The following is an 18,278-nucleotide window of genomic DNA, read 5'->3' as shown; positions in this document are numbered from 1 at the left end:
GGCCGCGCCGGTCCGACCCGCGCGCCCGAGACCCGCCATGCTCGAACCCTTTCGCGCCATCCTGGATGGCGAGGACCCTCCGCCGCCCGGCGCCCGTGCGCCCTCCGATGAGGAGCTGACGCGCGCGCTGCAGGTGCTGCTGAAGAGCCAGTGCGTCTATGCCGGCACGCCCGGCATCGGCCGCTCCTACGAACTGGCCCGCCACTACGCGCCCTTCTTCCAAGCCTATTTCGCCTGCCTCGGCTACGGCTTCGAGGTGATGCATCGCGACCAGATGGTTTGCCTGCGGGTGCCGCCCGAGGGCATCCGCCACGATGCGCAGGCCGAGCGCCTGCGCAAGGACGAGACCCTCGTGCTGCTCGCCCTGCGCCTCGCTTACGAGGAGGGCCTTCGCGCGCACCGGGTCACGACCGACGGGGTGGTCGAGTGCACCACCGACGACATCGTCGAATCGATCCGCACCGCCACGCGCAGCGACCCGCCCGAGGAGGCTCGCCTGACCGAGATCCTGCGCCTCTTCGCGCGCAAGGGTGCGCTGCGGCTGGGCGAGCGCGACAAGATCGAGAAGATCACCCCCCTGATGGTCCTGCCCGGCATTGCCGTTCTGTCACCCGACGCCTGGATGGACCAGGTTCGCGCCTGGGGTGCCGCGCGGGGCGACGACGAGGGCGGACCGGCGCAAGACTGACCGAACAGGACTGACCGAACAGGACTTGCGGAACAGCTCCGGATGCGCTTCGACCCGGAGCCGCGGCGTCACGCGGCCGGAGGGACGACGCGGCGGCGAGGCCCGCAGACGACCGCGCATCCCCAGGCCGGGGCCGGCACCGGCTTGCATCCGGGGCGGCATGCGTCCATGCCGGGACACTCATTTCAGCCCTGGGACAACCTGCACCGGCCGTGTATCGCCTCACCGACATCGTCCTCTCGAACTGGTACCTGATCCGCCGCGAGCAGATCCGGATCCGGGGCGCGGCTGCGCTGGTGGGTCCGACGGGCGCCGGCAAGTCGACGATCTTCGATGCGGTCGGCACGGTGCTGGCCGGCAACAACGCCAGCCGCCTCGCCCTCAATGCCTCGGCCTCGGGGCGCAGTGCGCGGACGGTGCGGGACTATTGCCTGGGCTGGATCAGCGATCCGGCCGAGGGCGGCCGCCCGACGCGGGAAGCCTGCGAGACGCTGATCGTCCTGGTGTTCGAGAACGAGACCACGGGCCGGGTCGTCTCGGCCGGTCTCGCCCTGGCGGCACGAGCCGAGGACAGCCGCGAAACCACGCTGTCGCGCTTCGTCCATGTGGGCCACCGCTTCGAGATCGCGGATTACGTGCGCGAGGCGCCCGGCGGCAGCTTCGTGGCGCCCTGGGCCGAGATCGCCAAGGATCTGCGCACGCGCGGCGAGACCTTCGACGAGTACCGGGCCTCCGGCGAGCGCTTCACCGCCGAACTGCTCGGGATGCTGCGCGAGGGCGCGGCGGTGCCCGAGCCGCGCCATTTCCTGCGCACCTTCTCCAACGCCGTCGCGTTCAAGCCGATCTTCGATTCCTCGGCCTTCGTGCGCTCCTTCGTGCTCGAACCCGAGCCCCTGGACGTCGCGCGCATCCGGCAATCGGTCGAGACCTGGCGCCGCCTCCTCGAGACGATCGAGGAACTGGAACGCCGGCTGTCGCACCTCGCCCGCATCCTCGGGCGCTACGAGACCTGGGCCGAGGCGAGCCTTGCGGCGTCCCTCGGCGAGTTGCGGGCCGCCGATGCCGATCTGCGCCGCCGCATCCTCGATCACGACACGGCGCGTTCGGCCCTGAAGGATGTCGCCGAACGCCTGCGCATCGCCCGCGAAAGCGTCGCCACCAGCCAGGGCTTCGTGCGCGAGATCGATGGCGAGATCGCGGGCAAGAAGGCGCTGCTGGCCGGGACCGCCGCCGAGGGACGGCTGGCCGCTTCGAATGCCGGGCTCGCCATGCTGGCGCGCGACCGGCGCGACCTCGCTGCCCGTGTCGGCGAGCTGGTCGGGATCGTCCTCGACGCCGGCAAGCTCACGGTGATCATCGGCGAGATCCGGAAGGTCTCGCCGGAGGCCGCTCGCCTGGTGGAGGCCTGCGCCCGGTCCGGCCTGCGCCGGGAGGCGAACCCGGAGGAGACGCTGCGCTCGGACGGGCCGCTGGCCGCCCTCGTCGGCGGCCTCGCCGGGATGCCGGAGATCACGGCGCCGCTGGAACGGTCCGCGGAGGACGCGGCGCTTCGCGCCCGCGCCCTGGAGAACGAGGCCCAGACCCGCGCGCCGGCGCCGAGCGCGGGTGGGCGAGGCGCGGCACCTCGGCTGTCGTCGGACGTCGCCGCCTTCCGCGAAGAGCTCGGCCGGCTCGGAATCGTGGCGACGCCGGTCTGCGAGTTGGCCGAGATCACCGATCCGAAATGGGGGCAAGCCCTCGAAGGCCTCCTGGGCGGCGCCCGCGAGGCCCTGGTGGTGCAGCCGGACCGCCTCAACGAGGCGTTCGGCCTTCTCGAAGCGCGCAAGAGCCAGTTCTATCGCTGCCTCCTGGTGAAGACCACGGATACCGCCCGCCGCCGGGGCGGGCGCGACGACGAGGGACCGCTGGCGCTGATCGAGACGGCGGACCCGCACGCGCAGGCCTTCCTCGGAGCGCGACTCGGGGGCTACGACCTCGCCCCGAACGATGCGGCCCTCGCCCATATGAGCCGCGCTGTCGCGCCAAGCGGGCGATCGACCTCCGGTATGGCCTACTCGGTGGTGCGCCCGGTCCAGCTGATGATGACCCGTGGCCATCGCGGGCCGACCGCCGAAAGCCGCCAGGATTGGGAGCAGGCGGTTGCCGAGGCCCGCCGGGCCCGGGCGGAGGCCGACGTCCTGCGCGAAGCCGCGCGGATTGCCGCCGCTCTGACGCGTCGCCTGTCCGAAACGAATCTCGACCTCGCCGAACTGCGCGCCGAGGCGGACGCGCTCGAAGGCCGCCGCCGGAGCCTGACGACGGAGCGGGACAGCGTCGAGCGGGCCGAGACCGGCGTGCTGGAGGCGGAATTGGCGGAACTCGCCAAGGAACGTTCGGCCTATCTCACCGAACTGGTCCAGGTGCTGGAGCCGAAACGCGATCTGCTCCTCGGCGAGGAGGCCGGCCTGAAGGCCAGGGTGGCGACGAGCCGCGAAGCGGCCCGCGCCGCGCTCCAGGCCCGTCGGACCGCGTATCAGCGCTGGACCGGGGGCGATTCGATGCGCATCCGGCTGGTCCGGCCCGAGGGCTTCGACCCGGCCGCGCTGGCCACCCTCCGGGCCGAGCGGGCCGAACTCGATTCGAAGGCCCTCGGGAGCCTTGCCAGTGCCGCCCGCGCCCGCTCTCGGGACGCGGCGGAGACCGCACGGACGCAGGGGCGCGCCGCCGAGCGCGATCTCGCCGAATATTGCGTGCAGTGGCGGGTCGAGAACCCCCTCGGCACCGGCGATGCCCCCGCCTCCTTCGGCTATGGCTGGGCCAAGCGCGCGCATGACGAGGTCGCGGGCCACGAGCTACGGCGCTACCGCGACCAGGCGCGGCGGGCGGAGAGCGAGATGCGCCGCCTGATGATCGAGGATCTGCTGACCCGCCTCGCCGACAAGTTCGAGCGGGTGCGCGCGCGCCTCGACGCCCTGAACGAGCGCCTGTCGAGCCAGACCTTCACGGGCCAGACCTACGCCTTCGAGGCGGAGGTGGACCGGCGCTACGCCGCCGTCCACGCCCTGGCGACCGAGGTGGCGCGCTCGCCGGATGCCGCGCAGGCGATCCTGCCCAACGAGGACGGCACCATCCCGGAAGGCCCGCTCTCCACCGCCATCGACGAGATCACGGCCCTGATCGCCGGGGACGAAAGCGCGACGCGGCTGGCCGATTACCGCAATTACTTCGTCTATGAGATTGGCATGCGCGACCGGGCGGGCAACCGCACCACCATGTCGAATCGGGCGCTGCGCGGCTCGGGCGGCGAGGCCCAGGCGCCGTTCTACGTGGCCATCGCGGCCTCGCTCGCCTCCGCCTATTATCCCGGCGACCGGCCTGGCGACGAGAATCCCGGCCTCGGCCTGTGCCTGCTCGACGAGGCCTTCTCCAAGCTCGACGTGCGCAACAGCCAGGCGCTGGTCGATCTCTATCAGGCCTGGGGCCTGCAACTCCTGATCGCCGCGCCCGAGGACAAGCGCACGACCCTGACCGAGGTGATGGACACCATCGTCACGGTCTACAAGAGCCCCGACCTCACATCCGTGCGGATCGAGGCCGAGCACCCGCTGGAAGCGGCCAAACGCGCGCTGGCTGCGATCAACCCCGAGCGCCAGGGTATCGAGGGGTTCCGGGTCGACGCTGCCGAGTAGGGCAGGGTTCTGCGCTACCAGACCGGCTCCGGCCCGTACCAGGTGAAGTGCTTCTTCACCGGCTCGATGACGTCCCAGGTGCCGGAGAAGCCCGCTGGCGTCACGAAGGCATCGCCCGCCCGATAGGTTCGGGCCGTCCCGTCAGCATCCGTCACCGTCACCACGCCCTCGATGAGCTGGATGAACTCGGCCCGGCCGAAGTCGATACGGAACTTACCCGGCTCGCAGGTCCAGATCCCGGCCGCGAACAGGTCGTCCGGGCTCCTGTAGATGTAGGTCGCGGTCTGCTGCGGCTTGCCCGACAGGATGCAGGCGCGCTCCGGCCAATAGGGCGTCGCGGCCGGCTGGACGGCCGGAAAATCATAGGTCGAGCGGGTCGGCCCCTCGCGCAGGGGCGGCGGCGACGGGACCCTTCGGAAAGACGGCAGAGCACCGAGTAACGCCATCACGGGCATGGCGAAGGTGTGAATCAGGCGCGCAATTTCCATCGATACCATCCCGCGCTGTCGCGTTTCGTGCACCAAGGTGATGGTCTACGAGGCAACCAGCGGTGGGCAAGTTCAATGATCCAGTCCTGCACCGATCCCTCGCGCGATCGTTAAGCAACGGTTCTGATAACCGTCTTTGTCGTCCGCTCGTCGGACCGGAATTCCAGCACCGACGACCGAAATCGCACCCATGACTGCCGCGTCGCCGAAAATCGACATGCCGATGTCCGGACGGAGGGCGGCAGCGACGTCGTTCTGGGGTCGATCAACGCGATCCGCAGCGTCACTGAGTGCGCGGCCCGGTGTTTCCGCCACCCAAGCCGGACATGGCAAACATGGCAAGCAGCCAACGCGCAAAAGCGCGCCGAAATCGAGCCCATCATAACTGCAACAAATGTTTGTCGGGTTCCAAACATTTCGCCGCCACCCGGAACTACACCAATGGATAGGACCGACTTCACTTGCACAAGAGATCGATTAGGGCTCTATTTCAGCGGCTGGATGAATAGAGTCTAACGACCTCTGAGACCGAGGGCCGCCGCGATGGATACGGATCGAACGCTGCTGGTACTGCTGACGGAGAACAATGCGCTGGTCGGGATCGACCTGTGCGAAGCACTGGTGGAGGCGGGCTATCGCGTGGTCGGGCCGGTGGCGACGGTGGCGGAGACCGAGGCGCTCCTGGCAAACCAGGCCATCGATCTCGCGATCATCGAGCCCTTCCTGCGGGATGGCGATTGCACGGACACGATGAGGCAACTCCGCCGGCGCGGCGTCCCGTTCGTCGTGCACGCCTCGTGCGGTCGCGACGATCCCCTGGCTCTGGGCTTTACCGACGCGCCCTGGCTCACCAATCCTGCGGTTCCCCGAGATGTCGTCATCACGCTCGGTGACATCGCGTTCGGGAGTTCCTGAGATGGCGCCTCACTTTGGCAGCCAGCCGGCGGGGGAGTGGACCTTCACCCTCACGCCGGACGTATCGGTCAACCCGTTCATCCGGAAACTCGAATGCTTCGCGCACCTGTCGGGGGAGGACCGTAGCGCCCTGTTCCGCTTGATCGCGAATGGGCGGGATTATCCGGCACAGGCCGACATCCTCCGCGAGGGCGAGCCGGCGGACGGCATCCTTATCGTCCTCAAAGGCTTCGCCTGCCGGAATCAGTTTCGCCAGACCGGCGCGCGCCAGATCACCGCGTATCTGGTTCCGGGGGATCATTGCCATCTGGAAGCCGATCTCGTCAGTCGAATGGATCACACGGTCAGTGCGTTGTCGGCCTGCCGCATCGCTCGAATTCCCGCGGACGCCTTGCGGGCCGCGACCCGCCAGCATCCGACCCTGCGCAAGGCCCTGCAGCGGAGCGATCGAGTCGACGAGGCCACGCTGCGCGAATGGATCGTCAATATCGGGTGCCGCTCGGCCATCGAGCGCATCGCACATCTGTTCTGCGAACTGCACCTCCGCCTGTCGAGCGTCGGACTCACGACCGGGATGACCTGCGATTTGCCCCTGACGCAATCGGAAATCGCGGTGACGGTCGGGCTGTCGAACGTGCACGTCAACCGCTCGCTCCAGGCCTTGCGGCGACAGCGGCTCATCGCCCTCTCGGGCAAACGGCTGACGATCCTCGATTGGACCCGCCTTACGGACTTGGCGGAGTTCAATCCGGCCTATCTGAACCTCGGCCAGATCGGACAGATCGGCCACGACATCTGAGGCGGCTTCCGCCTGAACGACGCGGAAGCCACGGCGGGCAAGCCCGCGGGTCGGAGCCTCAGCCCCTCTGCCCGGATTGGGGATCGATGGTGCCGGTCTCGGTTTCCAGACGGTCGTCCGAGGCTTCGTCGAAGGCCTGCATCCAGGCCTCGCGATCCGGGCTTCCCTCCGCATAGGGGCAGCTTTCCCGCTGCTTGCCGTAGAGTCGGGCATTGCGGCCCTTGATGAAGGGGCTGTCGCTGGCGGTCGCGCCGTCGCTCATGTCTCGATTCCTCATCCTGTGTCCCGGCATGGGCACCCCCGCCGGGTTCCAGGGATCAACCCGGAGGCGCCGTCGCGGTTCACCGCTGCGGCGCCGGGGCAGGTAGCCGCGAGCGGATGCGGGCCGAGCGCACTCGAGGAGGAGATCCAGGCCCAGCTCAGCCCTCGTGAACGGACGCCCCGCGCAGCTCCACCGCCCGTCGCAGACTGCGCGAGAGATCCTCCACCGAGTAGGGCTTGCGCAGCAACTCGAAGCCGTGGGTCCCCTGTTCGGCGATGACGTGGCTGTAGCCGGACGCGAGCACCACCGGCAGGCCGGAGTGCCGGGCGCGGATGGCGTGGCCGAGATCGATGCCGTTCATCCCCGGCATGACCACGTCGGAGAACACCACGTCGAAGGGCGCGGGCGCTTGCCCGAGCGCCTGAAGCGCCTGCTCCGCATCGGTCACCCAGCGGGTCGCGTAACCGAGTTCCTGGAGTGCCTGGGTCGCGAAAGCCCCGACTTCGAGGTTGTCCTCGACCACCAGAACCCGCGTGCCGTGACCATCGGCCAGAGGAGCGGGTTCGGGAAGCGCCGCCTGGGTCGCCATCGCGCCGCGCACCCGCGGGAGATAGAGCGTGAAGGTGGTGCCATGGCCGAGTTCGCTCTCCACCACCACCTCGCCACCGGATTGCTTGGCGAATCCGAACACCTGGGACAGGCCGAGCCCGGTGCCTTGGCCGACGCCCTTCGTGGTGAAGAACGGCTCGAAGATCCGCTCCAGCACGTCGGGTGGAATGCCGGAGCCGGTGTCGGACACCGAGACCGCCACGTAATCGCCGCGTATCCGGGGATGGGCGCGGACCGCTGGGATCGCGAGGGCACGGCTGACCCGGATCCCGAGGCGACCCTCGCCGTCCATGGCGTCGCGGGCATTGACCACCATGTTGACGAGGGCCGTGTCGAACTGGCTCGGATCGGCATCGACGAGGCAGGTGAGCGGCGCTCCGTCGGGGGCATGGCCGGGGTCGACCTTGGTCTGGACCTGGATGCGCGCCCCTGTCAGCGTCCCGACCATGTCCGCGACGGAGGCGACGCTGCGGGCGACGTCGAACACCTCCGGACTCAGGGCCTGCCGCCGGGCGAAGGCCAGAAGCTGGCCCGTCAGCTTGGCAGCGCGCGACACCGTATCGGAAATCGCGCCGATGTAGCGCTGACGCCGCTCCTCCGGCAGATCGGGTCGTTTCAGGAGATCGGTGGAGGACTTGATGACCGTCAGGAGATTGTTGAAGTCGTGGGCGACACCGCCGGTGAGCTGTCCGACCGCTTCGAGCTTCTGCGACTGTCGCAGCTGATCCTCGAGAATCTTGCGCTCGGTGACGTCGCGCCCGGCGGCGTAGAAGTGATCACCTTGCGGGATCGCATTCCAAGACACCCAACGCACATCCCCATCCGCCGTCCGCATGCGGACGTCGAGATTGTCAAGGATGCCGCCCTCCGTCAGGCGCGCGAACGCCGCACTGGCCGCCGCAACATCGTCGGGATGAAGGAACCCATCGAAGCGGGAGCCGACCAGCGCATCCGCCGGCCAGCCCAGCATCTCGGTCCAGGCCGGATTCACCGAGCGGTAGATGCCGTCGAACCCGCAGATCACCAGGAGATCGCGGCTGGCGCGCCAGACCAGGTCGCGCTCGGTCGTGCGGTCCCGGGCCGTGGCGCGCAGGACCGTTTCTGCCTCCCGTCGCTCGGTGATGTCGTTGAACAGGATCGCGACGCGATGCTGCACCGGTTCGCCGACGCGCAGGGCGTGAACGTCGAACCAGCGACCGAGTGAGACGGCACCGCTCTCGAACCGCGCCGGCCGCCCCGTGAGCGCGACGTCGCCGTAGGTTTCGAGCCAGCGCGGCTCCAGGCCGGGAATCACGTCGCTGACCCATTCGCCGATGACGTCGCCGAGCCCGGCTTGGCGTTCGAACGCCGGATTCACTTCGAGGAACCGGTAGTCGACCGGACGACCGTCCGAATCGAACCGCATTTCGACGATGCAGAACCCTGCATCGATCGCATCGAACAGGGTCCGGTAGCGGGCCTCGCTCTCGGCGAAACGGCCCTCCTCGGTGCGGAAGCGGGTGACGTCGAGCTGACTGGCGAAGAAGTAGACCAGTTGGCCGTCCGCGTCGAAGACGGGACTGACGTAGAGTTCGTTCCGGAAGGCGCTTCCGTCGCGATGGTAGTTGACGATCTCCACCACCACGTCCCGCCGCGCCGCGATGGCGTCCCGAACGCGGGCGACCTCGGCCCGGTCGGTCCCCTCGCCCTGGAGGAAGCGACAATTGCGTCCGAGGAGTTCGTCGGCATCGTAGCCGCACAGATCCTGGAAGGCCCGATTGGCGAAGACGATCGGATTGTCGGGCTGATTGGGGTCCGTGATGATCATCGGCATGCGGGTCTTCTCCGCAGCCGTGAACAGCAGGTCCGGACTGGCGGCCGAGGTCCGCTGCCCGGAATCGGGCCTGCGGGTCATCGCGTCGCGTTGGACCCGGAGCCGGGCGATCTCGGCCTCGAGTTCTCGTTCTCTCAGGCGAAGGCGTTCGAGCGCGTCATCCATATCGGTCCGTTCTGTCCCAAACCGGCCTGCCCCAAACCGGTCTACCCCGAGCTGGGGCACCCCGGCGAAAAATCCCGCTCGTGAAGAAATGCTGGGCGCGCGCAGGAATCCGCGTCGCCCTCTGCCGGCCTCTCAGGCGCTTCGCGCTCGGTAGTTGCCTATCCGAAGCCCGCCATCCGAAAGCCCGCCATCCGAAGCTTGCCTATCCGACGTCCGGCAGGGCGTCGATGCCTTCGAACGCGTGATCGCCCGCGCCGGTTCGCTCACCCCAAGCATTTCGGAACCCGCACCGTGATGGGCGCTTTACCAGGGGCCTGTCCGTAAGCCGGCTTCCGGCCGGGAACGAAACCATCCTCGGAACGAAAGTCGGGACTGTGGATTGCGTCTGAAACCCCGGATCGCCCTGCAGCCGCAGGCCATTACGGGTGGACCGTGCACAGCTCATACACCGTCGACGTCGCGAGAACCGGTGCCAGAAGTCGCCGGTCACTGTTGGGAAACGATCGTTCGTGCCAAACTGCGGACCGATGCAGACGTTCGACACCTCTACGACGACCCTCCCGACCTTGCGGCGCGGGTCTCAGTTGCACGAGACCGAGCGCCGCCTGAATGCGGTGCTCAACAACGCTTCGGTGGCGATCTTCCTGATGGATGACCGCCAGCACTGCGTCTACATGAACCGCGCGGCCGAATTGCTGACCGGCTTCAGCCTGACGGAAGTGCTGGCCCGCGACTGCCCGCTGCACGACATCGTCCATCACACCTACCCGGACGGACGTCCTTTCCCGCTCGAGGAATGCGCCATCGATCGCGCCTTTCCCGAGAACAACCAGGAGCGGGGCGAGGAGGTGTTCGTGCACAAGGACGGACGCTTCTACCCCGTCGGATTCACCGCGAGCCCGATCCGCGACGACGATGCGAAAATCATCGGGACGATCATCGAGGTCCGGGACATCACCGAGGAGAAGGCCGCGGCGGAGCGCCAGCGCCTGCTCACCAACGAACTGAACCACCGGGTCAAGAACACGCTCGCCACCGTGCAGTCGATCGCCGCCCAGACCTTCCGGGGCAAGACCGACGATGCGGCCCGTCAGATGTTCGATGCCCGCATGGTGGCGTTGTCGAACACCCACAACGTTCTGACCAGCCAGAACTGGGAAGCCGCGAGCCTGCGCAGCGTCGTCGAGAGCGCCCTGGCTCCGCACGCGCTCGCCGAAGTCGATACGGCGCGGTTCGATCTCGTCGGCCCCGACACCCGCCTGCATCCCAAGGTGGCCGTGACCCTCGCCATGGCGCTGCACGAGTTGATGACCAATGCCGCCAAGTACGGTGCCCTCTCGGTGCCGGAGGGCCGTGTCGGCGTCCACTGGACGCTGGAGCGCATCGAGGGCAGCGAGCGCCTCGACCTCGTTTGGACGGAGACCGGTGGCCCCACCGTCGCCGAACCGACCCGCAAGGGGTTCGGCAGCCGCCTGATCGAGCGGCAACTGCCGATGGAATTCGACGGCAGCGCGGTGATCGCCTATCCGCCGGGTGGCGTGACCTGCCACATCCGCATTCCGCTGACGGCGCTCGGCTGGCATGGACAGGATCTGGTGACCCGGCGGACAGCCCGATGAGCGCGTCCCGGATGACGGATCTTGAGGGCCGTCGAGTCCTGCTCGTCGAGGATGAGAGCCTCATCGCCATGCTGGGCGAGGACATGCTGCTCGACCTCGGCTGCGAGGTCGCGGTGGCGATGCGCCTGGAAAAAGCGGTCGCGATGGCGCGCGCGACCGCGTTCGATCTCGCCATCCTCGACGTGAATCTCGGCGAGACCGTCAGCTATCCGGTGGCCGACGTGCTGTTCGCCCGCTGCATCCCCTTCATCTTCGCGACCGGCTACGGCGCCGCCGGCATCGATCCGGCCTACGGCGCCGTTCCGGTGATGCAGAAACCCTATCAGGTCGACCAGATGGCGGGGATGCTCCGGCATTTGCTCGTCTGCGAGGCGCTTCCCGCCAAGGGCGAGTCCGGGCGGGCGCTCCCCCACACCTGCACCTTCGGCGCCAAGATCACCGAACCGCACCCGATCCGGGCGGACTGACCCAGCGCCCGCTGCGGCCTTCGGTCTCCGCACCGGACGAGATCGCGCCGGACCTTTCCGAACGATCTCGCGTTCGCCTGTTGCAATGACGGGCCGGACACCAGCGCGCGGTATGCAGATTCATCTCGACGCCCTCGGTGGGGTCGCGGGCGACATGTTCGCCGCAGCCCTGCTCGATGCTTTTCCCGACCATCAAGCCGGCGTGATGGCCAGCATCGCGGCGGCTCTGCCGGCAGTGACCTGCGAACTCGTCCGCCACAATGACGGCATCCTGGCCGGTCGCCGCTTCATCGTCGCGCGCCAGGGAGCGGAACCGGTGCCGCCGCCCGGACCGATCCATCGGCATCCGGCGCATGATCACGACCACCAGCACGACCACCAGCACGATCACCAGCACGATTCTTGGCATGCTACCGAACCCGCCACGCACGGCCACCGGCACTGGTCGCAGATCCGCGCCGCGCTCCAGGACTCCGCGCTGGAGCCGATGGTCTGCGAACATGCGGTCGGCATCTTCGCCCGCCTGGCCGAGGCCGAGGCGCGGGTTCACGGCATCGCGGTCGAGGACGTGGCCTTCCACGAGGTCGGGGCCTGGGATTCCATCGCCGACATCGTGGCGGCCGCTCATCTGATCGCCGCCCTCGGCGCGGAGGCCTGGAGCGTCTCCGCCTTGCCGCTCGGCTCGGGCCGGGTCCGGACCCAGCACGGACCGCTGCCCGTTCCGGCCCCCGCCACAAGCCTCCTGCTCGAAGGTTTCGAGACCCTCGACGACGGTGTGCCAGGTGAGCGCGTCACGCCGACAGGCGCGGCCATCCTGGCCTATCTGCGGGCCATCGCGCCGGCCTCGGCGACCATGCCCCGGACCCTTCAAGGGTCCGGCATCGGCTTCGGCACCAGGGTTCTGCCCGGCCTCAGCAACTGCCTGCGGGTGCTGGTCTACGCGACACGCACGACACCCGCCGGCAGCCCGCATCGCGACCTCGGGGTGATCGAGTTCGAGGTCGACGACCAGTCGGCGGAAGACCTCGCCATGGGGCTCGACCGGCTGCGCGATCACCCCGACATCTTCGACGTCGTCCAGATGCCGGTCTTCGGCAAGAAGGGACGGATGATGACCCATATCCGGGCGCTCGCGCGCGCCAGCGCCCTCGACGGGGCGATCACGGCCTGCTTCCGGGAGACGACCACGATCGGGCTGCGCCACCGGGTCGTCTCGGGCGCCGCCCTGCCGCGCCGGATGCGCACCGTGACGGTCGCCGAGAGGCCGGTGCGGGTGAAGATCGTCGATCGCCCGGGCGGGCGCACCGCCAAGGCCGAAGCCGACGATGCCGTGGCGCATGAGAGCCATTCGGTCCGGGCCGGCCTGCGACGGGCCGCGGAGGAGACTGCCCTGCGCGACGATGCGGAAGCGGGAGGCGACGCATGAGCATGGAGCAAGACCGCCTGCACCGCGTCCTGGCGGAGATCGGCCCCCTGGCGGTCGCGGTCAGCGGCGGCGTCGACAGCCTGACCCTGGCGGCCTCGGCTCATCGCCGCCTCGGCCGGGACCGGGCGCTGATGGTGCATGCCGCCTCGCCGGCCGTCCCGTCCGAGGCGACCCGACGGGTGCGGTCGGAGGCGGAGCGCCTGGGCTGGTTCCTGCGCGTGGTCGAGGCCGGCGAATTCGCCGACCCGCAGTACCGGGCCAACCCGGTCAACCGCTGCTTCTTCTGCAAGACCAACCTGTACGGCACCATCCGCCAAGTCACCGACCGGACCATGGTGTCGGGCGCCAATCTCGACGATCTCGGCGAGTACCGCCCCGGCCTCGACGCCGCTCGCGAGCACGGCGTGCGCCATCCCTATGTGGAAGCCGGACTCGACAAGGCGGCGGTGCGGGCCCTGGCCCGGAACCTCGGCCTCGGCTCCGTGGCGGATCTTCCGTCCGCGCCCTGCCTGTCGAGCCGGGTCGAGACCGGCATCCGCATCGAACCCGAGACCCTCGCCTTCATCCACGCCGTCGAGAATCTGGTATCGCGCACGCTCGGGGCCGGATCGGGCGCCCGGCGCGCCGTGCGCTGCCGGGTCCGCGCCGCCGGCATCGTGGTCGAACTCGATCCCGACAGCCTCGCGGCCCTCGACACGCCGCACCAGACTCTGCTGGCCGAGCGCATCCAGGCCGAGGCTCCCACGAGCCTGCCCCAGGCGCCGGTCCGCTTCACCGCCTATCGCACCGGCAGCGCCTTCCTGACGGGAGCCACGCCATGAGCGCCACCGACAGTATCCTGGACGAATTCGTCCTCGACTTCGCCCGGCCGGAGCGGATCGGGTTGGAGGAAGCGATCTACGCCGCCGGCAAGTCGCCGGCCCAGATCGACGCCATCCTGGCGGCGGCCGCCGCGCGCGGCGCTTCGCTGCTGCTGACCCGGCTCGACGCCGACAAGCATGCGGCCCTGGCGGAGGAGCACCGGACCCGGATCGACTACTGCGCCGTTTCGCGCACGGCCATCTTCGGCCGGAAGCGGGCGCTCTCCGGGCCGGCGCGGATCGGCATCGTGGCGGCCGGAACCTCGGACATTCCGGTGGCGCGCGAGGCCGAGCGCACCCTGGCGTACCAGGGCGAGGCGACCACCCTGTTCGCCGATGTGGGCGTGGCTGGCCTGTGGCGCCTGACGCGCAGGCTGGACGAGATCCGGGCCCACCCGATCCTGATCGTCGCCGCCGGCATGGATGCCGCCCTGCCGAGCGTCGTCGGCGGCCTCGTCGCCAGTGCGCTGATCGCGGTTCCGACCTCCGTTGGCTACGGCGTCGCCGAGGGCGGGCGCACGGCTCTCGATGCGATCCTGGCGAGCTGCGCGCCCGGCATCACGGTGGTCAATATCGACAACGGTTACGGCGCCGCCTGCGCCGCCCTGCGTCTGCTCCAGGCGGCCCGCGCGCTGGCCGACGCATCATCGACCGAAGCGGCGGAGGCCTGACATGACATCTCACGCCCGCCCTATCGCCATCCCCCGATCCGGAGAGCAAACATGGAACGCCGCAGTTTCCTACAGGGCGCCGCTGCCGGCGCCGGCCTCGCCGCCACCAGCAGCGCCGGTGCGGCCGTGACCGCGCCCGGCCTGCCGAACACCCGGCCGAAGGACCCGGCCGACCTGCCCCTGATCACCGATCCGGGCGAGCGCCGCGGCGAGATGCTGTACCGCTCCTTCGGGCGCCACGCCGAGAAGATCTCGGCGATCGGCATGGGTGGCTTCCACCTCGGCAAGAACGCGGTCTCGGACGACGAGGCCACCCGCCTGATCCATGCCGGCATCGATCGCGGCATCACCTTCATGGACAATTGCTGGGACTACAACGGCGGCCGCTCGGAACTGCGCATGGGCGTCGCCCTGGCGCAGGGCGGGTACCGCGACAAGGTGTTCCTGATGTCCAAAATGGACGGGCGCACCAAGCAGGAAGCGATGCGCCAGATCGACGAATCCCTCAAGCGCCTGCGCACCGACCGCATCGATCTCGTCCAGCATCACGAGATCCTGCGCTACGACGATCCCGACCGGGTCTTCGCCGAGGGCGGCGCCATGGAAGCCTTCGTCGAGGCGAAGAAGGCCGGCAAGCTGCGCTACATCGGCTTCACCGGCCACAAGGACCCGCGCATCCATCTCCAGATGCTCGAAGTCGCCGAGGAGCGCGGCTTCCACTTCGATTCCGTGCAGATGCCCCTCAACGTCATGGACGCCCATTTCCGGTCGTTCGGGCACCTCGTGCTGCCCTACCTCTTGCAAGCCGGCATCGCGGCGCTCGGGATGAAGACCTTCGGCGACGGGGTCATCCTGAAGAGCGACGCGCCGATCAAGCCGCTCGAATACCTGCACTTCTGCCTCAACCTGCCCACCGCCGTGGTCATCACCGGGATCGAGAGCCAGCGCGACCTCGACCAGGCGTTCGAGGCGGTCAAAACCTTCAAACCGATGGACCGGGCGACGGTCGCCGAACTCCTGGCACGCAGCAAGCCCTATGCGCTCCAAGGCAAGTACGAGCTGTTCAAGACCAGCGCGACCTTCGACGGCACGGCCAAGAACGCGGCTTGGCTCGGCGAGGACGTGGAGAGCGTGCAGAAGCTGGCGCCCACGATGGAGTGAGACCGGACGGCCTGATCGCGGCGGTGATGTCCGTTCCGGCCGAAGACCTTCCTCCCAGGTTCCCGGCAGCGCCCCGTCATCCCGGAGCCGCGCAGCGGAGTCCGGGATGACGGGGTGCAAGGCCATCCACTGTCGGCGGTTCTGGATTGCACGCCGCGGGCGCGCCCCTTCGGGTCCGGGGCTCGCCTTCGTCGCCCCGGGATGACGGCGTGCTGCCTGAGTCCGGGCGGGGATGGGAGGGAGGGATCGCAATCGTCAGCGTGCAGGCGCCCATTCCCCCGACGTTTCCCGAAGGGCGAGCGCAGGCGGGACTCAACCTTCCTTGAAGCCGTAATCCGGCACGCCTTCGTCGTTGCCATAGTATTTGTAGGGCAGGAACTTGCCCGAGAGGTTCATCTTGACTCGGTCGCCCTTGTTGTTGGGCTCGCGTTCCATGGTCATGTTGAAGTCGATGGCCGACATGATGCCGTCGCCGAACTCCTCCTGGATCAGTTCTTTCCAGGTCGTGCCGTAGACCATCACCAGTTCGTAGAAGCGGTAGATCAGCGGATCGGTCGGCGGCATCTGGGCAATCGAGCCGCGATAGGGCGCCTCGTTCAACATGCGCTCCTCGGCCTGGGACAGGCCGAACAGGGCGGCGGCCTTGGCGGCCTGGGCCTTGGGCAGTTTCATCTGGCCCATGCAGGCGGCGGTGATCAGGATCGGCGAGATGCCGCCGATCTCGTCCTGGATGTGCTTCCAGGTCCAGCCCTTCTCGCGCTTGATGTCGAGGAGCTTCTCGGTCAGGTCTTCGCGCTTCATGGATCGTCTCCGTGGCGGTTTGGAAAGAGGGAAGTCAGGCCCGCAGGGCCGGGGCCGCATCCGCCGACAGGGCGGCGGTATCGGCGTCGGTGAGCGCGGGGCGGATCACCGGCGGATGGCGCGGGTCGTAGCCGGCCGGCATCGCGTCCCGCAGGGTCTTCGAGCGGGTGACCAGGAAGTCCATCAGGTGATTGCGCAGGGCGTAATAGCCCGGCGCGTGGTGTAGGTTGGCCCGATCGCGCACCTTCGGCAGCGGGTTCTCGACGATCTCCGCCACCTTGGCCTGGGGTCCGTTGGTCATCAGCACGATGCGGTCGGCGAGATAGATCGCCTCGTCGACATCGTGGGTGATCATGAAGACGGTCTGGCCGGTCTCGGTGCAGATGCGACGGACCTCGTCCTGGAGCGTGCCCCGGGTGAGCGCATCCAGTGCCGAGAACGGCTCGTCCATGAGCAGGATCTTGGGCGCGATGGCGAGCGCCCGGGCGATCCCGACGCGCTGCTTCATGCCCCCCGACAATTCGGACGGGCGCTTGTGCTCGGACCCGGCGAGACCCACCGTCGCGATGGCGGTTTCCGCACGGGCTCGCACCTCGGCGCGGCTGGCCTTGCGCCAGCGCGACGACACCGCGTAGGCGACGTTGCCCAGGACCGTGCGCCAGGGCAGGAGTGCGTGGCCCTGGAAGATCACCGCCCGATCGAGGCTGGTGCCCTCGATGGCCTGCCCGTCGGCGATGACGACGCCCTCGCTCGGCGCTTCCAGGCCGGCCAGGATGTTGAGCACCGTGGTCTTGCCGCAGCCGGAATGGCCGATCATGCAGACGAACTCGCCCCGCCGCATCGGCAGCCACAGGTTCTCGAACACCGTGGTACTCTTGCCTCCCGGCGCGGGATAGCGCCGGGCGATGCCCTCGATCGAGATGAACTTTTCGGACCCTGACGAGGGAGACGGCGAGGTCTGCGAGGACACGCGGGCGTCTCCGGGGCTGGGTGCAGTGCGGAAGCGAAGGAGCGTGGCCATGGCGCTCACTCCGGGAAGGTGACGAGGCGTTGCGCCCGCGCCAGCACCTGGTCGAGGATCATGCCGACGAGGCCGATGACCAGGATCGAGGTGATCACGTTGGTGATCGAGAGGTTGTTCCACTCGTTCCAGACGAAGTAGCCGATGCCGGTGCCGCCCACGAGCATCTCGGCCGCCACGATGACGAGCCAGGCGATGCCGATGGAGATACGCATGCCCGTGAGGATGGTGGGCGCCGCCGCCGGCAGGATCACGGTGACGGCCCGGCGGAACGGCCCGACCTCCAGGGTGCGGGCGACGTTGAGCCATTCCTTGCGCGTGCCGGCCACCCCGAAGGCGGTGTTGATCAGCATCGGCCAGAGCGAGCAGATGAAGATCACGAAGATAGCCGAGAGCCCGGAATCCTTGATCGTGTAGAGAGCGAGCGGCATCCACGCCAAGGGTGAGACGGGCTTTAGGAGTTGGATGAAGGGATCGAGCGCCCGCCCCATCAGGGGCGACATGCCGATGAGGAAGCCGATCGGGATCGCCACGATCACCGCGAGGCCGTATCCGAGCGCCACACGGCCGATGGAATAGGCGAGCTGGATGCCGAGCCCCTTGTCGTTCGGCCCCCGGTCGTAGAACGGGTCCCGCAAGTGCTTCCACATCGTCGCCCCGACATCGAACGGCCCCGGCATGGCGGATTTGCCGGTCGTGGCGCTGGCGCCCATCAGGGCGGCGTATTCCGGGTCCATCGCCTCGGTCTTGCCCGTGCCGCTGACCGCTATCTGCCAGGTCAGGAGGAAAGCCAGCAGCAGGGCGAGCGAGACGAGGCCGGCGCGAACGGAGAGGCTTGGGGCCAT

The 18,278-nt window shown here is 68.7% G+C and carries 17 protein-coding genes; 10 read left to right on the top strand and 7 right to left on the bottom strand.

From position 1 onward, the window contains the following. Window positions 1-37: 37 nt before the first annotated feature. Both J7U37_RS08235 and J7U37_RS08230 read left to right on the top strand, forming a co-directional pair. Window positions 38-688, top strand: a complete 651-nt coding sequence (locus J7U37_RS08235; RefSeq protein WP_056479582.1) for a DUF4194 domain-containing protein — start codon at window positions 38-40, stop codon at window positions 686-688. 212 nt (window positions 689-900) lie between these two features. Next, a complete protein-coding gene (locus J7U37_RS08230; protein WP_247635399.1) occupies window positions 901-4,356 on the top strand; it encodes an SbcC/MukB-like Walker B domain-containing protein in 3,456 nt (1,151 codons plus the stop codon). A 14-nt stretch (window positions 4,357-4,370) separates the two neighbouring features. Here J7U37_RS08230 and J7U37_RS08225 read toward each other — a convergent pair whose 3' ends face one another. After that, window positions 4,371-4,844 carry a cupin domain-containing protein gene (locus J7U37_RS08225; protein ID WP_247635398.1) on the bottom strand — a complete coding sequence of 158 codons (474 nt, stop codon included), beginning with the start codon at window positions 4,842-4,844 and terminating at the stop codon, window positions 4,371-4,373. Window positions 4,845-4,916: 72 nt separating this feature from the next. Then, complete coding sequence (locus J7U37_RS08220; protein WP_247635397.1) at window positions 4,917-5,063, bottom strand: hypothetical protein; 147 nt, start codon at window positions 5,061-5,063, stop codon at window positions 4,917-4,919. 324 nt (window positions 5,064-5,387) lie between these two features. Between J7U37_RS08220 and J7U37_RS08215 the strand changes: the two genes are divergently transcribed. Together J7U37_RS08215 and J7U37_RS08210 are read left to right on the top strand one after the other, a co-directional pair. After that, complete coding sequence (locus J7U37_RS08215) at window positions 5,388-5,759, top strand: response regulator (protein WP_056186327.1); 372 nt, start codon at window positions 5,388-5,390, stop codon at window positions 5,757-5,759. Between the two features lies 1 nt (window position 5,760). After that, window positions 5,761-6,558: a Crp/Fnr family transcriptional regulator gene (locus J7U37_RS08210; RefSeq protein WP_247635396.1), complete on the top strand. Its 798-nt coding sequence runs from the start codon at window positions 5,761-5,763 to the stop codon at window positions 6,556-6,558. A 58-nt stretch (window positions 6,559-6,616) separates the two neighbouring features. On the opposite strand, the gene J7U37_RS08205 is transcribed toward J7U37_RS08210, so the two are convergent. Both J7U37_RS08205 and J7U37_RS08200 read right to left on the bottom strand, forming a co-directional pair. Continuing rightward, on the bottom strand, window positions 6,617-6,820 hold the full coding sequence (locus J7U37_RS08205; protein ID WP_056186324.1) for an Rmf/CrpP family protein: 204 nt from the start codon (window positions 6,818-6,820) through the stop codon (window positions 6,617-6,619). 157 nt (window positions 6,821-6,977) lie between these two features. After that, window positions 6,978-9,407 carry a PAS domain S-box protein gene (locus tag J7U37_RS08200; protein ID WP_247635395.1) on the bottom strand — a complete coding sequence of 810 codons (2,430 nt, stop codon included), beginning with the start codon at window positions 9,405-9,407 and terminating at the stop codon, window positions 6,978-6,980. 527 nt (window positions 9,408-9,934) lie between these two features. Between J7U37_RS08200 and J7U37_RS08195 the strand changes: the two genes are divergently transcribed. The 6 genes from J7U37_RS08195 (at window position 9,935) to J7U37_RS08170 (ending at window position 15,611) form a co-directional block, all read left to right on the top strand. After that, a complete protein-coding gene (locus J7U37_RS08195) occupies window positions 9,935-11,026 on the top strand; it encodes an HWE histidine kinase domain-containing protein (protein WP_247635394.1) in 1,092 nt (363 codons plus the stop codon). Continuing rightward, window positions 11,023-11,493 carry a response regulator gene (locus J7U37_RS08190; RefSeq protein WP_247635393.1) on the top strand — a complete coding sequence of 157 codons (471 nt, stop codon included), beginning with the start codon at window positions 11,023-11,025 and terminating at the stop codon, window positions 11,491-11,493. Before J7U37_RS08195 ends, J7U37_RS08190 begins: the two co-directional genes overlap by 4 nt. 112 nt (window positions 11,494-11,605) lie before the next feature. Beyond that, window positions 11,606-12,919 (top strand): LarC family nickel insertion protein, encoded by a 1,314-nt coding sequence (locus J7U37_RS08185; protein ID WP_247635392.1) that lies wholly within the window; start codon window positions 11,606-11,608, stop codon window positions 12,917-12,919. A 2-nt stretch (window positions 12,920-12,921) separates the two neighbouring features. Continuing rightward, a complete protein-coding gene (locus J7U37_RS08180) occupies window positions 12,922-13,740 on the top strand; it encodes an adenine nucleotide alpha hydrolase (RefSeq protein WP_247635469.1) in 819 nt (272 codons plus the stop codon). Continuing rightward, complete coding sequence (gene larB, locus J7U37_RS08175; RefSeq protein WP_200940978.1) at window positions 13,737-14,450, top strand: nickel pincer cofactor biosynthesis protein LarB; 714 nt, start codon at window positions 13,737-13,739, stop codon at window positions 14,448-14,450. Before J7U37_RS08180 ends, larB begins: the two co-directional genes overlap by 4 nt. Before the next feature lie 51 nt (window positions 14,451-14,501). Continuing rightward, window positions 14,502-15,611, top strand: coding sequence for an aldo/keto reductase (locus J7U37_RS08170; RefSeq protein WP_247635391.1), 1,110 nt, complete (start codon window positions 14,502-14,504; stop codon window positions 15,609-15,611). Between the two features lie 312 nt (window positions 15,612-15,923). Here J7U37_RS08170 and cynS read toward each other — a convergent pair whose 3' ends face one another. Genes cynS through ntrB form a run of 3 tightly spaced genes read right to left on the bottom strand, consistent with a single transcriptional unit; the run spans window position 15,924 to window position 18,278 of the window. Next, on the bottom strand, window positions 15,924-16,412 hold the full coding sequence (gene cynS / locus J7U37_RS08165; RefSeq protein WP_056186303.1) for a cyanase: 489 nt from the start codon (window positions 16,410-16,412) through the stop codon (window positions 15,924-15,926). 34 nt (window positions 16,413-16,446) lie between these two features. Next, window positions 16,447-17,433, bottom strand: coding sequence for an ABC transporter ATP-binding protein (locus tag J7U37_RS08160; protein ID WP_247635390.1), 987 nt, complete (start codon window positions 17,431-17,433; stop codon window positions 16,447-16,449). Between the two features lie 5 nt (window positions 17,434-17,438). After that, window positions 17,439-18,278, bottom strand: coding sequence for a nitrate ABC transporter permease (gene ntrB / locus J7U37_RS08155; protein ID WP_247635389.1), 840 nt, complete (start codon window positions 18,276-18,278; stop codon window positions 17,439-17,441).

It is taken from the genome of Methylobacterium sp. 37f (assembly GCF_023093475.1).
GTDB lineage: Bacteria > Pseudomonadota > Alphaproteobacteria > Rhizobiales > Beijerinckiaceae > Methylobacterium.
Note: the sequence above shows the minus strand (reverse complement) of the source record. Positions and strands in the feature narration are given on the sequence as shown.